The organism is [Clostridium] aerotolerans DSM 5434 (assembly GCF_000687555.1).
Lineage (GTDB): Bacteria > Bacillota > Clostridia > Lachnospirales > Lachnospiraceae > Lacrimispora > Lacrimispora aerotolerans.
The window spans coordinates 36,994-50,310 of record NZ_JHWJ01000010.1; the positions used below are offsets into that span (position 1 = coordinate 36,994).

General features: G+C 41.6%; 14 protein-coding genes. 11 read left to right on the forward strand and 3 right to left on the reverse strand.

Annotated features, from left to right (window positions below):
- Positions 1-4 precede the first annotated feature (4 nt).
- From aguA to T546_RS24680, 3 genes are all read left to right on the forward strand, one after another.
- Positions 5-1,105 (forward strand): agmatine deiminase, encoded by a 1,101-nt coding sequence (gene aguA / locus T546_RS0113920; protein WP_026892139.1) that lies wholly within the window; start codon positions 5-7, stop codon positions 1,103-1,105.
- Between the two features lie 117 nt (positions 1,106-1,222).
- Positions 1,223-1,531 carry a DUF2834 domain-containing protein gene (locus T546_RS0113925; protein WP_026892140.1) on the forward strand — a complete coding sequence of 103 codons (309 nt, stop codon included), beginning with the start codon at positions 1,223-1,225 and terminating at the stop codon, positions 1,529-1,531.
- Positions 1,528-2,136: a TetR/AcrR family transcriptional regulator gene (locus tag T546_RS24680; RefSeq protein WP_026892141.1), complete on the forward strand. Its 609-nt coding sequence runs from the start codon at positions 1,528-1,530 to the stop codon at positions 2,134-2,136. The genes T546_RS0113925 and T546_RS24680 overlap by 4 nt, the downstream gene beginning before the upstream one ends.
- 128 nt (positions 2,137-2,264) lie before the next feature.
- On the opposite strand, the gene T546_RS0113935 is transcribed toward T546_RS24680, so the two are convergent.
- Positions 2,265-3,434, reverse strand: a complete 1,170-nt coding sequence (locus T546_RS0113935) for a M23 family metallopeptidase (protein ID WP_026892142.1) — start codon at positions 3,432-3,434, stop codon at positions 2,265-2,267.
- Positions 3,435-3,645: 211 nt separating this feature from the next.
- Here T546_RS0113935 and T546_RS0113940 point away from each other — a divergent pair, with 211 nt between their 5' ends.
- Positions 3,646-4,833, forward strand: coding sequence for an iron-containing alcohol dehydrogenase (locus T546_RS0113940; RefSeq protein ID WP_026892143.1), 1,188 nt, complete (start codon positions 3,646-3,648; stop codon positions 4,831-4,833).
- A 69-nt stretch (positions 4,834-4,902) separates the two neighbouring features.
- On the opposite strand, the gene T546_RS23625 is transcribed toward T546_RS0113940, so the two are convergent.
- Positions 4,903-5,199 (reverse strand): hypothetical protein, encoded by a 297-nt coding sequence (locus tag T546_RS23625; RefSeq protein WP_051629854.1) that lies wholly within the window; start codon positions 5,197-5,199, stop codon positions 4,903-4,905.
- A 76-nt stretch (positions 5,200-5,275) separates the two neighbouring features.
- Positions 5,276-6,085, reverse strand: coding sequence for an MBL fold metallo-hydrolase (locus T546_RS0113950; RefSeq protein WP_026892144.1), 810 nt, complete (start codon positions 6,083-6,085; stop codon positions 5,276-5,278).
- A 100-nt stretch (positions 6,086-6,185) separates the two neighbouring features.
- Between T546_RS0113950 and T546_RS0113955 the strand changes: the two genes are divergently transcribed.
- The 7 genes from T546_RS0113955 (at position 6,186) to yfcE (ending at position 13,317) form a co-directional block, all read left to right on the forward strand.
- Entirely contained in the window at positions 6,186-8,123 is a 1,938-nt protein-coding gene (locus T546_RS0113955; RefSeq protein ID WP_026892145.1) for a fructose-1,6-bisphosphatase, read from the forward strand.
- Between the two features lie 106 nt (positions 8,124-8,229).
- Positions 8,230-8,697 carry a DUF1700 domain-containing protein gene (locus T546_RS0113960; RefSeq protein ID WP_026892146.1) on the forward strand — a complete coding sequence of 156 codons (468 nt, stop codon included), beginning with the start codon at positions 8,230-8,232 and terminating at the stop codon, positions 8,695-8,697.
- 192 nt (positions 8,698-8,889) lie between these two features.
- Positions 8,890-9,582 (forward strand): C40 family peptidase, encoded by a 693-nt coding sequence (locus T546_RS0113965; RefSeq protein ID WP_034599370.1) that lies wholly within the window; start codon positions 8,890-8,892, stop codon positions 9,580-9,582.
- A gap of 133 nt (positions 9,583-9,715) precedes the next feature.
- Complete coding sequence (locus T546_RS0113970; RefSeq protein WP_026892148.1) at positions 9,716-10,447, forward strand: C40 family peptidase; 732 nt, start codon at positions 9,716-9,718, stop codon at positions 10,445-10,447.
- 1,456 nt (positions 10,448-11,903) lie between these two features.
- Positions 11,904-12,239 carry a hypothetical protein gene (locus T546_RS23630; protein ID WP_034599372.1) on the forward strand — a complete coding sequence of 112 codons (336 nt, stop codon included), beginning with the start codon at positions 11,904-11,906 and terminating at the stop codon, positions 12,237-12,239.
- A gap of 151 nt (positions 12,240-12,390) precedes the next feature.
- Positions 12,391-12,699, forward strand: coding sequence for a rhodanese-like domain-containing protein (locus tag T546_RS0113985; RefSeq protein WP_026892149.1), 309 nt, complete (start codon positions 12,391-12,393; stop codon positions 12,697-12,699).
- A 69-nt stretch (positions 12,700-12,768) separates the two neighbouring features.
- A complete protein-coding gene (gene yfcE, locus T546_RS0113990; RefSeq protein WP_026892150.1) occupies positions 12,769-13,317 on the forward strand; it encodes a phosphodiesterase in 549 nt (182 codons plus the stop codon).

Sequence of the window (13,317 nt, forward strand, 5' to 3'; positions counted from 1 at the left end):
TGTTATGGCAATGAGAATAAATGATACCACACCAAAGCAGGACGGATACCGTATGCCTGCAGAATTTGAAGAACAGGAGAGAGTCTGGATGCTCTGGCCGGAGAGAGCGGATAACTGGAGAGACGGAGCAAAGCCAGCTCAGAAAGTTTTTGCAGAAGTGGCAAAAGCAATCCGCCGGTTCGAGCCTGTCACGGTATGCGCTTCTCCCGCACAGTTTACAAACTGCAGAGCCCATCTGCCAGAGAATATAAGAGTGGTGGAAATGACCAGCAATGATTCCTGGATCAGAGACTGCGGACCCACCTTTGTAGTCAATGATATGGGAGGAATCAGGGGCTGTGACTGGACCTTTAATGCATGGGGCGGATTGGTTGACGGACTGTATTTTCCCTGGGATCAGGATGATCTTGTGGCGCAAAAGGTCTGTGAGATGGAAGAGATTCCTTCCTATCGCACCGACAGCTTTGTTTTGGAAGGCGGCTCCTTTCATGTAGACGGAGAAGGAACCGTGATCACAACGGAGATGTGCCTCTTAAGTGAAGGCAGAAATCCGCTGATGACAAAAGAAGAAATCGAAGAGATGTTAATGGAATACTTAAATTGTAAAAAGGTAATCTGGATCCGTGACGGCATCGACCCCAATGAGACCAACGGACATATCGATGATGTGGTCCAATATGTAAGACCAGGAGAGGTAGCCTGTATCTGGACTGAGGATGAAACCCATCCCTTCTATAAAGAAGCACAGGCGGCCTATCAGACCTTATCAGAGGCAACAGACGCCAGAGGCCGGAAATTAAAGGTACATAAGCTTTGCCTGACGAAAAATCCGGTACTTCTCCATGGAGCTGATTCCATTGATATGGTGGAAGGAACCATACCAAGAAAGGACGGGGAAATTTCCATTGCTTCCTATATGAATTACCTTGTGGTAAATGGTGGCGTTATCGTGCCTCAGTACGGGGATGAAAACGATGCCCTTGCCCTGGAGCAGGTTCAGAAGATGTATCCCGAACGAAAGGTGGTAGGGGTACGTACCGAGGAAATTGCCTATGGCGGGGGGAATATCCACTGCATCACCCAACAGCAGCCAAAAGTAAGATGATAGATACCAGCAATGATTCGTTGTATCGTGAATCCATTGACTTTGGGCTCCAAGAGAAGTACAATGAATATAACTTGTTGATTAACAAGTTATATTCATTGTAAAGGATGGTACGATATGAAAAAAGTTTTTATAGGATTCTCAGTTCTTGGCACTATCATTCCATTTACTATCTTTGTGCCGTGGTTGCTTACGAATGGTTTAGATGTATCACTCTTTGTTCGTGAATGGTTCTCCACACCAATCTCAAAATTCTTTGCTGCCGATTTTATTATTACATGGTTGGCTTGGTTACTGTTCATTTTAGTTGATCATAAGAAAAATGACATTAAGTTATGGTGGATTCCTTTCGTCGGTAACTTTTGTATCGGTTTATCATTTTCTGTACCATTCTATCTGTTTTTGCGCGAGGACAAAAGACGATGAAAGAGGCCATGCGAGATGCCGAGCGTTCAAAAAACAAAATATTAGACTCCGCGGAACAGTTGTTTGCTACGAAAGGATATAACAATACCAGCCTTGTAGAAATCGGCGAATATTCCGAATTATCAAGAGCTACACCTACTTATTATTTTAAGAATAAAGCTACGTTATATAAAGCAGTATTGCTACGTTTAATTGATGACGAAAGAGAATTTGTAAAGCGCAGGGATTTATTAGAAAGTGATGATATTGAGGGGCGTATCAAGGATTTGCTTTGTACCCATATAGACTTTATTTTCAAAAGGCCAACCTATGTTCCATTGATTTGCAGAGAAGCCCTAGACAACAACGGCTTTCTTTTATCCACACATAATTTTATAGCGGTAGTAGAACAGGGGAAAGAACTGATAGAGCTTGCACGGAATCGAGAAATTATCGTTGGCCAAGATAGTGAAAGCATTTTAATGTATTCTCTTTCCATTACCTGGTTTCCTTTTTTGCAGAAAGATTTGATTGCAAAGTCACTTAACATGAATCCTTTTTCAGAGGAGTTCCTGCAAAGACATAAAAAATTTGTTACAACTACTTTCATGCAGAGTCTATTGTAATATGACCGATAACTCAACAATAATATCTGATGCAATGAGGGAAACGGTACCCTTTGTCAAAACAAAGCAAAAGAAGGCGTTGGCTACATGTTATGTGACCAACGCCTTTTAATATGAAAATTTTCCTGTTATTCTTTTTCCTCAGCCACCGGCTCCGGCGGTACAAAATTCTCTGGAATCCCAGGGTCTTTCATATCATATATTCTGTCATATTCTTTGGTCGCCTGGTCTTTCAGTGCCTCTGACCGGTTCATGGATAAGAACTTGGTCAGCTCGTAGCAGCTGATCCAGATTTCATTATTCCCTTCCTTCTGACACTCATCAAATATAAGCTGAAGGCCAAAATGAAGGTGGGACTGGTTGATGTTATTGGTGTTTTCTGTCCGGCTGTAGCCGGTACGGCCCAGATATCCAATGACGTCACCCGCAGTTACGATACTTCCCTGTTTTAACGATTTATGATAAGGATAATTTTTTCTTAAATGGGCGTAATAATAATACCGTTTCCCGTCAAAGCTGCGGATGCCAAGACGCCAGCCCCCGTATTGATTCCAGCCAATGGCCTCCACATATCCGCTTTCCACGGCAATGACTGGAGTACCTACCTGACCCATTAAATCATGGCCCAGATGCTGCCTTTTAAATCCATAGGATCTGGCAACGCCAAAGTCATCAAAGTCATTATAAGGATATCCTTTGGCAATGGGTGAAAAGCCCTTGAGTCCATACTTTTTAACCCAAACCTTATCCGGGTCAACGGATCCGTCAGGCAAAAGAGCAGGAGTGGCATATAAGGGTGCATTGGCAGAAGGAATCTGAATCTCATAGACTCCTACAAGGCCATCTAAAACAGCTCCATAAGCCTCTCTGTAATAATTATAATATTTCATCTTTTCCGTCAGCTCTGCCATGGTCTTTCCAGATAAGAGCTGTTCTGCCAGTGCATCTAAGTCCTTGGTGGAATACTTTGAAAAGTCCCCACCGTATTTTCCGCCAAGATAAGCGAGGAGATCCACCCAGTTCAAATGAATGTCAGACTGACAGGTGTTGACGTCATATCGAAAGGCTTCCTGCATGGCTCTTGCCGTGACACTAAAATCCACCCACTTAATATATTTCTTCGGCTCTGAAGCAGTTGCTTTTCCGTCCTGATTGATTACGGGAAAGGAAAGACTTCCTACGGGAGAGATGAAAAAAAGAGAAACTAAAAGAAAGGTCAGAATAATGACTTCTATGTATATAATCATATGATGCTTTGTTATCTGGGAATAGGTTAAGAATTTTTTGAATGGGTTCATAAATGTTCTCCTTGTCATTCCATAAAAGGTACAAGTGAAAAGGGAAAGAAGCTTTAAGCCTTTCCCATATAAGATATGCGAAGATAGGGAATAATATGACGAAAATCATAAGTCACCTTCCAGTTGGATTTGAAGTCTGTTCATGTTATAATGGAAGCATGATAAAAAGGTGCGGGAGGGGGAATACCGTACCAGAAAGAGAGGTTAAGACATGAATAATTTTGAGTATTGCGTGCCCACAAGAGTGCTGTTTGGCCGGGATACCCACAGGCAGGTAGGAACGGTCATAAAAGAATATGGTTTTAAAAAAGTACTGGTCCATTTCGGCGGCGGAAGTGTGAAAAAGAGCGGTCTTCTTGATCAGGTGACAGACTCCTTAAAGGATCAGGGAATTGACTTTGTTTTGTTTGGTGGAGTGAAACCAAATCCCACCCTCTCCCTGGCGAAGGAAGGTATGGAGCTTTGCAGAAAAGAAGGAATTGACTTTATACTTGCCATCGGAGGAGGAAGTGTACTGGACTCAGCAAAGTGCATCGCTGACGGAGCCTTAAATCCGGAAACTGACCCATGGAAATACTTCTTAAAGGAAGCAGCCCCCAAAAAGGCCCTTCCTCATGGAAATATACTGACCCTTTCTGCTTCTGGAAGCGAGACAAGCTTATCCTGCGTCATTACCAATGAAGACGGAAATTATAAGAGAGGCTTTAACAGTCCGACACACCGCCCTCTCTTTGCTATTTTAAATCCGGAGCTGACATATACTGTCAACAAGTTCCAGACCGGATGCGGTACCGTAGATATTATGATGCATACCCTGGAACGGTATCTGGGCGGCAATACTACGGATACTCCATTGACAGACCGTATTGCAGAAGGATTACTTATTTCTGTCATGGAGGCAGGAGCTGTGGCAGATAAAAACCCCTTGGATTATGAGGCAAGAGCCACTCTCATGTGGGCAGGAAGCCTTTCTCACAATGATTTAACCGGCCTTGGCAGAGAATTTATGATGCAGGTCCATCAATTAGAGCATGAGCTGTCCGGCCTGTATCCCTGCATCGCTCATGGAGCTGGATTATCTGCCTTATTCTGTTCCTGGGCCAGATACGTATGTGAAAAGGATCCCATGAGATTTGCTCAGCTGGCTGTCCGGGTGATGAAGGTTGAGATGGATTTTGAGGCACCTTTAAAAACGGCATTAAGAGGAATCGACCGTCTGGAAGAGTTCTTTGTAAGCCTTGGGATGCCGGTAAGCTTAAGAGAGCTTGATGATGCGGTAAGGGAAGATGATTTTGAATTGATGGCAGAAAAATGTTCCTTTAACGGAACCAGGAGTTTACCTGGAATTATGACTCTAGGAAAACAGGAAATGATGGAGATATACCGAAAGGCATATTAAGACTGATTGCCAGGGGGGCTTAATGCCCCCCTTTTCTATTGATAGATAAATGTTACCGCATCCAATGTTTTATTTGTAGCATCCCATTTTGCAGATGTTGGTTACGTAAGGTCTTGATCTTTCTTTATCTTTTTCCTTATCCTTGCAAAAGGGTTTGAAAATAGATACCATGGTAATTGCATTCTGCGGCGGTCTGGTCATGAAGGTGGAATTGCAGATGAATCGAAAATTGATTCCGCAGGACTCCTGAGTGGATACCAGATAAGGCTTATAGGTGGTTCCCCTAAGGTCCCTGGTCGCTTCATGAAAGATCACCAGGTCTTTGCAGTTAACGTCACGGTAGAAGGTATAGCCCTGGCAGCTCATACGACGAAACTCCTTTGCGTGTTTTTATGTTATATGATATGCACTGCCGGGGACGAGAGCCACATAGATGGGCTTTTTAAGGCGTAAGAGGAAGGATTTCCCTGTCATCTGGAACAAAAAGCCTGCCATCATAATATGGCGCACCTTCCTTTGTGTATCTTTCCTTCCGATGTAAAATGTCAGAGTCCTCCGTATGCCATAAAATCAAATTCTCTGCATTGAGTTCCTGAGCCAGCTCACAGGCATCTTTTACCGTGCTGTGATGCTTTTCATAAGGCTTAAAACGTTCCCTCTCTTCATATAAGCAAAATGCCTCATGTAAAAGCCAGTCGCAGTTTTTTGCATAAGGAAGGCAGGCGCTGCTTAGAGGCTCGTCCCCGCAGAAGGTCAGGGTCTTACCATTTTGAAGGACCGTAGTGAAACCGTATTGCTCTGCCTTTGTTGACTGAATATCAAAAAAGGTCACCTGGTTTCCGAGAATCGTTTTAGTTTCCCCATCATCAACCCCTGTTAGGTGGATTCTTTTTCCGATCAGTTCATAAAATTTCCCCTGTAATGTCAAACGGCAGAGAGTATCAATCACAGAAACCAGACGTTTATGGCAATAGATCGTAAGGTCTCCTTCGTACTGATTGGATTTCATTCGGGTACCGATAAAACGAACCATCCAGACCACGCCAAGAATGTGGTCTGTGTGCTCGTGGCTCACAAATAAATGGTGGATATGGGAGAGTTCCACATTCATATTATTTAAGATCCCAAGTATACCGTTGCCGCCTCCGGCATCGATCATAAAGTACTCATCCTCTTTTTTTATGGCAAAACACGTATTATAGCAATTGGACACGGCAGCATTACCTGTACCGAAAATATATAATTGTTCCATCTTTTGCTCCTTTTTCACACGGGGGTTTTCTGTTGTCGTAAAATATGGTACTATATCATTCATACAAATGCAACAGTGTTTCAGGAGAGGAAAGCGTATTATGAGAGATTTGGCATATCTGAAACTGATGTCAAGGGAATACCCGACGATTAAAGCGGCATCCAGTGAGATCATTAACCTGACAGCTATTCAGGGCCTGCCTAAGGGTACGGAATATTTTTTCAGTGATTTACATGGTGAGCATGAAGCTTTTATCCATTTGTTACGAAGTGCATCCGGTATCATCCGGGAGAAGATTACAGAGACGTTCAGCCACATCATGCCGGAAAAAGAGGAAGTGGAGCTGGCAAACTTAATTTATTATCCGGAGAAGGTGCTTAACCAGCTGGAATGTCTGGAAGCGGCAGACGATGAGTGGCAGAGAGTGACCATTTACCGTCTGGTACAGATATGTAAGATGGTATCATCCAAATATACAAGATCCAAGGTAAGAAAGAAGATGCCTGCGGAATTTGCCTATGTCATCGATGAACTCCTTCATGTGGATTATAATGATGATAATAAACGTGTATACTATAGTGAAATCATACGTTCCATTATAGATATTGAGGTGGGAGACAAGTTCATTGTCGCCCTGTGTGAACTGATTAAGAATTTAACCATTGACAGCCTGCACATCATCGGGGATATTTACGACCGGGGACCAAGGGCGGATATTATTATGAATGAGCTTCTTCATTTCCACGATGTGGATATCCAGTGGGGAAATCACGATATCTCCTGGATGGGAGCGGCTACCGGCAATCTGGCCTGCATCTGCAATGTACTGAGGATTGCCATCAGCTACAACAGCTTTGATGTCTTAGAGGATGGATATGGAATCAATTTAAGGCCCTTATCCATGTTTGCAGCCAGAGTGTATAAGGAAGATACCTGTGAGCGGTTCTTCCCTCAGACGCTTGATGAGAACATATATGACGCTGTGGATCCCATTCTGGCAGCTAAGATGCACAAGGCTATAACAGTCATTCAGTTCAAGGTGGAAGGACAGATCATAAAGCGCCACCCGGAATATGAGATGAATGACAGGATTTTAATGGAAGCCGTTGATTTTAAACAGGGAACGGTAACCGTTGAAGGGAAAGAGTATCCCATGGTAGATACCTTCTTCCCTACCGTGGACCCGGAGCATCCACTGGAGCTTAATAAAGAAGAGGAAGAGCTTCTTAGGGTTCTTCAACTGTCCTTTCTTCATAACGGGCTTCTTCATAAGCATGTGCGCTTTCTTTATTCCCATGGCAGCATGTACAAATGCTCCAACTCAAACCTTCTCTATCATGGCTGTATCCCCATGAAGGAAGACGGCTCCTTTGAGGAGCTGATGGTAGATGGCAAGGCCTACTGCGGGAAAGCACTTATGGATTATTTAGACCAAAAGGTACAAAATGCCTATTTCATGCCTGAGGATTCGCCGGAGGGAGCAGATGCCAGAGACTTTATGTGGTATCTGTGGTGCGGTGCCAAGTCACCGGTCTATGGAAAAGGAAAGATGACTACCTTTGAGCATTATTTCATCGATGATCCCCAGACTTATAAGGAACCCATGAATCCTTATTACCGTCTAAGCGTGAAAGAGGAGTACTGCGATAAGATTCTGGAGGAATTTGGCCTGTCCATTGAAGGCTCCCATATCATCAACGGTCACGTTCCGGTTAAAATCAAGGAAGGGGAATCCCCGGTGAAGGCAGGAGGCAAACTGTTTTTAATTGATGGTGGTCTCTCCAAAGCCTATCAGTCAAAGACCGGTATTGCCGGTTATACACTTATTTATAATTCCAATCACCTAGCCCTGGCAGAGCATAAGCCATTTAACCGGGAACAGGAAAGCACTCCGAAAGTATCCGTTGTGGAACACGTAAAAAACCGGGTCATGGTGGCTGATACGGATAAGGGAGCAGAGCTTGCCGGACGGATATCAGATTTAAAAGAACTGGTGGCAGCATACCGGGAAGGCATTCTCAAGGAAAATGTAGAATAGCATTCCAACGAAATTTTTAATAATTATTTCAGATAAGGTTTATTTACGAAGCTTCCGCCGGATGGTACAATGGTCAGAGTGATTTACTTATAAGAAGGAGGCTCAGATGAGCAAACAGGAATTTTTACAGCGCCTAAGGGAAACTCTAACCGGTGAGGTCCCTGGAAACGTAATTGAGGACAATATCAGATTTTATGACGAATATATCAGTACGGAAGTAAAAAAAGGTTCCATGGAAGATGAGGTAATTGCATCCATCGGAGATCCAAGGCTGATTGCCAAGACCATCATGGAAGCCAACGAGAATGCATCAGCTTCAGGAAAGTCTTATTACGAATCCTACACTGGGTCCACACGTAACGTTTATGAAGATCAGGAAGATACTGGACGTGGTATGCATTACATTGATCTGAGTAAATGGTACTGGAAAGCCCTTGCTTTGGGGGCTTTGATCCTTGTATTCTTTCTGACAGCCACCATACTGACTGGAATTTTCAGCCTTTTAATGCCTCTTTTAGGACCGTTGTTCCTGGTTCTTTTAATCCTCTGGTTTTTCAGAGGAATGAAACGATAATGTCAAATATTGTTAACAATTCCAATAAAATATTACAAAAGTGTAACGGTAGTTGCGGCGTGAAAACGTCACAACTGCCGTTTTTGCTTGACAAAATAAAGAAATAAATATATAATCGAAATGTAACAATTATGTAACATTTGTTTTTGGGCTATTTTTTGGAGTCAGGAAAGGAACAACAGGAGAATCTATATGAAGAATAAAATGTGGAAGGCGTTTGGGCTCTTAGGGCTGCTTTGTGGACTTGGTCTGGCTACTCCGGCTAAGGTTCATGGAGCAGAGATTGCAGTGGAAACCAGCACAACACTTTATGCAAAGATCGATGTGCCTGTTTCAGTTTTAAATACTGCCAATCCCTCAGGAAGCATACTTTCCAATGCGGAGGAAGGAAAGACTTATGAGGTCTTGGAAGCACCAAAGGATGGCTGGGTGAGAATCAAGGTTCCCCAGGGAGAGGGCTACATAAAAAGCAGCTCTGCTACCTTGATTGAAAAGGCTCAGGAAAAGGTGGACAAGTCCGCCTTAAAGCGCCAGGAGGTAGTAGATTACGCACTTCAGTTCGTAGGAGGCCGCTACGTATACGGCGGAGTCAATCCCAATACCGGAGTGGATTGTTCCGGCTTTACCAGATACGTTCTTAGTAAGGCTGGCGGTGTTAATATCAGCCGCAGCTCCAGATCCCAGTCCGTGGAAGGAAGGATAGTCAGCTACGAGAATGCCCGCGCAGGAGATCTGGTATTTTATGGTAAAAATGGGTCGATTAACCACGTCGCCCTATATATGGGAGACGGCCGTGTGGTCCACGCTTCTACAGAAAAGACAGGAATTATCGTAACAAACGTCATGTATCGCAAGCCTGTGAAATTTGTTAGTGTTATGAACTAAAAAATTAAGGTATTTGGTGCAGTTTTAAATAATACTTGACGAAAAGATAAAATAAATGTATAATAACCGTAATGAATTTAATAATTACGTAACATTTGAAAACCAAAAAGTAAAAACAGGAGCAAATTTCCCGATGATGAAAAAAACATGGAAAACGTTAGGCCTTATGGCTTTCTGCAGTGCAATTGTAATTGCTAGACCTTCAGATGTAAGAGCAGATGAGATATCCGGTCCAGGACTTAGTTATGGAAATTATTTAGTAACTGTTGATTCAGATAAAGTTACAATCAGCAAAGATGAAGATGGACAAGAAGCTTTGATGACCGCGACCAAGGGTGCTTCCTTTCAGGTAATGGAAGACATGGGTGACGGAACCGTCAAAGTTAAGGTTAATGATACATACGGCTATTTGCCGGTAGATGGCAATGCAACCGTTACTCAGACAGATGAAAGCACTCTGGCAGCACTGGAAGTTAAGAATAAGGCAGATGTAGCTGTTGATTTCAGACAGAGCATTGCAAATTACGGTTTACAGTTTGTAGGTGGTCGTTACGCTTATGGTGGAACTGACCCAAGAACGGGAGTGGATTGCTCCGGTTTTACAAGATATGTATTACAGCATGCGGCAGGTATTAACTTAAGCCGTTCCTCAGGCGGACAAGCCACTCAGGGAAGAGCCATCAGCGCAGATCAGATGCGCCCAGGCGATCTGCTTTTCTACGGAAGCGGCAGATCCATCAACCACGTTGCCATGTACATCGGCAATGGACAGGTTGTACATTCTTCCACATACAGCACAGGTATTAAGACTTCCCCATGGAACTATCGGACACCTGTGAAAATCGTCAATGTAATCGGCGATTAATGATTAAGCGGATATCGGATTTTAGATAAGGGTATAGGACCTTCGGCATGGGATTGCCGAAGGTCTTTTGTTTTGTATCAATAATTAATACATTGTTTAATTTTTAATCAAAGATATTACTAAGGGAACTATAAAGTATATCCAATAAGATATGCTCAATAGGAGGTCATATTGGATAATAATAAAGGTTCTTGCCAATGCCAGTTATTTCTGGTGAGTATCTTCTCTTATATAAGAAAAACCAGCCATGATGATTGTCCTATAGATGATAATGGAAGAAAGAATATGAATATAGGTGTTTTTTAACATTAACTGACTCATAATCTTTTCTGCGAATTTGCCTCTCTCGGAATAACTCATATCTTCTGAAAATATGAATTGAGTTATTAAACTTATCCAATTGCTCTGATAATCTTCTGTAACATACCTATTAATATAAAGGATTATGCTTCGAAGAAATGACAGCAGTAAAAGCAGTAATAGGTTGTCAAAATCTGCTTTGTTTAAATCATTTTATGAATTATGATTTCTGTTTTTTAAGACATAATATAATAAAAAAAATATGTACCAAATAGAAAACACAGTACGTTCCATTACATTAATAAAATAATATTAGCTGAAACAACGTTAAAGTATTTCATCAACACTTCAAATTGATGGACTCTAGCATATGACAGAAATATAAAGACTCAAGAAAAAATTCATACTTTCTCTAAGCAATATACTTCCTTTTTATTCTGTTAAATAGCAATAAGAGCAGATACGGTGAGCATAATATAAATTAGCATCTGATATTTTATAACGATTTTATCAAAAGCAGCAACCCCTTTGGTTATGTTAAAGAACGGAATGATGATAAGCGATTCTTTTTATTTATTATATTCTTTTCTCATTCATAAATCCCCCTCTTAAAAGATAGATACAGAGCCATCCTATTATTGTACTTTTTGTTTAAACTATATCTGTTGTTTATTCTTTTTACAATCATTTCATTGACCCTTCCATCAAGTTAGCAAAATATAAAACGAATGTCTTTTATTGTTTTTAATATTGATGAAAGATACGAGCAAGCTTTCAATAAAAATCTATGAATCGGATATGCTATACTTGATAATCTTTATTGATTATTGATTTTGTTTTAAACCAAATGAAAACAGCCAGGATAGGGGAGCTATCCGGCTGCTTTCGAGGGGAGTATAAATAATTAATAAGGATGAGGATATATCTCCTCAATTCAATTATAATATAGCCAGAATGAAATTGCAAAGTTAATTTTCATTAAGTATTTATAAGAATTTTTATCTTTAAAAAAAATAGGGGTCTCCTGTCTGAGATGCTCATAAACAGAGAATAATTAAATTTTTGACAATTTTTTTAAAACGAAAATAAGTATAATCTATCCTGTTTGCGCCATACTAGTTCATGTAACAAACAACACCTACAGGAGGTAAATACAATGTCTAGAAATAACTACAATGATATGGACAACTCTTCAAGAAACAACAACCAGAACAACAACCAGAATAACAACCAGAACAAATCACAGGACAAGATGCAGGATAAGATGAACAACAACACAAGCCGTGATTCTTACCGTGACTCTTACAACAACACAAGCCGTGATTCTAGCCGTGACTCCAGCAGAGATTCTAGCCGTGACTCCAGCAGAGATTCCAGCCGTGACTCCAGCAGAGATTCCAGCCGTGACTCCAGCAGAGATTCCAGCCGTGACTCTAGCAGAGATTCCAGCCGTGACTCTTACAGAGACACAAGCCGTGACTGCAACAAGTAATTATTTCTGATTTTAAGAAAAAACGAAAAAAGGCGTGGGAAAGAGACAAGGTGTTCTTTCCTGCGTTTTTTTCGTATCTGGGCTCATCCTCTAAAATTTTCGCAAACCGCAAAATCTGGAATATATTATTATAGAAAGGACAGGTGATAATATGTTCCAGACCATCCCCATTTGGGAAATTGATAATTATATTGATTATAAGGATAATATCATGATTATAGATCTTCGAAACAGGCAGTCCTACCAAAAAGCCCATATTCGAAACGCAGTTAACTATCCCTACGAAGAAATGGACCGTTGGATCGGCTCCCTGCCGAAGGATAAACTTTTAATTTTTTACTGTGCCAGAGGCGGGCAGAGCATGATGGTCTGCCGGAATCTGGAGCCATATGGATATCATGTGGTCAACATTGCCAATGGAATTGCTTACTATCGGGGAAAATATATGGCATGGGGTTAGGTAAATTCATTGACAGAAATATCCCCTAGCTTTAAAATATATCTATTATATACAGAAGGAGAGTAAATTATGAAATATATGATTGCTTCTGACATTCATGGGTCAGCCTACTACTGTGGGCTCCTGTTAGATGAATATAGAAAGTCCGGTGCCAGCCGGCTGATTTTGTTAGGGGATATTTTATATCATGGTCCCAGGAATGACCTTCCAAGGGATTACGATCCGAAAGCGGTCATTTCTATGTTAAATGGCATAAAGGACCAGATCTATAGTGTGAGAGGAAACTGTGACACAGAAGTAGATCAGATGGTACTGGAATTTCCGGTACTGGCAGATTATGGACTGTTGGTAGTAAACGGTCTGACGATCTATCTCACACATGGTCACATCTATCATAAAGATCATCTGCCGCCGGTACAAAAGGGAGATATTCTCCTTCATGGCCATACACACATCCTGACTGCAGAGCGGGAGGGTGACATTACCATATTAAATCCCGGCTCTGTATCCATTCCAAAGGGCGGTAATCCGCCAACCTTTGCGATACTGGAAGATCAGGTATTTCGTATCCTGGATTTTGAAGGAAATAAATTAAAAGAAATGAACTTAGGAGAATAA

Bases quoted from the DNA above. Each gene is read 5' to 3' on its own strand.
- T546_RS0113955 (WP_026892145.1), top strand. From the start codon at position 6,186: ATGAGAGATTTGGCATATCTGAAACTGATGTCAAGGGAATACCCGACG.
- T546_RS24680 (WP_026892141.1), top strand. From the start codon at position 1,528: ATGAAAGAGGCCATGCGAGATGCCGAGCGTTCAAAAAACAAAATATTA.
- yfcE (WP_026892150.1), top strand. From the start codon at position 12,769: ATGAAATATATGATTGCTTCTGACATTCATGGGTCAGCCTACTACTGT.
- T546_RS23630 (WP_034599372.1), top strand. From the start codon at position 11,904: ATGTCTAGAAATAACTACAATGATATGGACAACTCTTCAAGAAACAAC.
- T546_RS0113950 (WP_026892144.1), bottom strand. From the start codon at position 6,085: ATGGAACAATTATATATTTTCGGTACAGGTAATGCTGCCGTGTCCAAT.
- T546_RS0113935 (WP_026892142.1), bottom strand. From the start codon at position 3,434: ATGAACCCATTCAAAAAATTCTTAACCTATTCCCAGATAACAAAGCAT.
- aguA (WP_026892139.1), top strand. From the start codon at position 5: ATGGCAATGAGAATAAATGATACCACACCAAAGCAGGACGGATACCGT.
- T546_RS0113940 (WP_026892143.1), top strand. From the start codon at position 3,646: ATGAATAATTTTGAGTATTGCGTGCCCACAAGAGTGCTGTTTGGCCGG.
- T546_RS0113965 (WP_034599370.1), top strand. From the start codon at position 8,890: ATGAAGAATAAAATGTGGAAGGCGTTTGGGCTCTTAGGGCTGCTTTGT.
- T546_RS0113985 (WP_026892149.1), top strand. From the start codon at position 12,391: ATGTTCCAGACCATCCCCATTTGGGAAATTGATAATTATATTGATTAT.
- T546_RS23625 (WP_051629854.1), bottom strand. From the start codon at position 5,199: ATGAGCTGCCAGGGCTATACCTTCTACCGTGACGTTAACTGCAAAGAC.
- T546_RS0113925 (WP_026892140.1), top strand. From the start codon at position 1,223: ATGAAAAAAGTTTTTATAGGATTCTCAGTTCTTGGCACTATCATTCCA.
- T546_RS0113960 (WP_026892146.1), top strand. From the start codon at position 8,230: ATGAGCAAACAGGAATTTTTACAGCGCCTAAGGGAAACTCTAACCGGT.
- T546_RS0113970 (WP_026892148.1), top strand. From the start codon at position 9,716: ATGATGAAAAAAACATGGAAAACGTTAGGCCTTATGGCTTTCTGCAGT.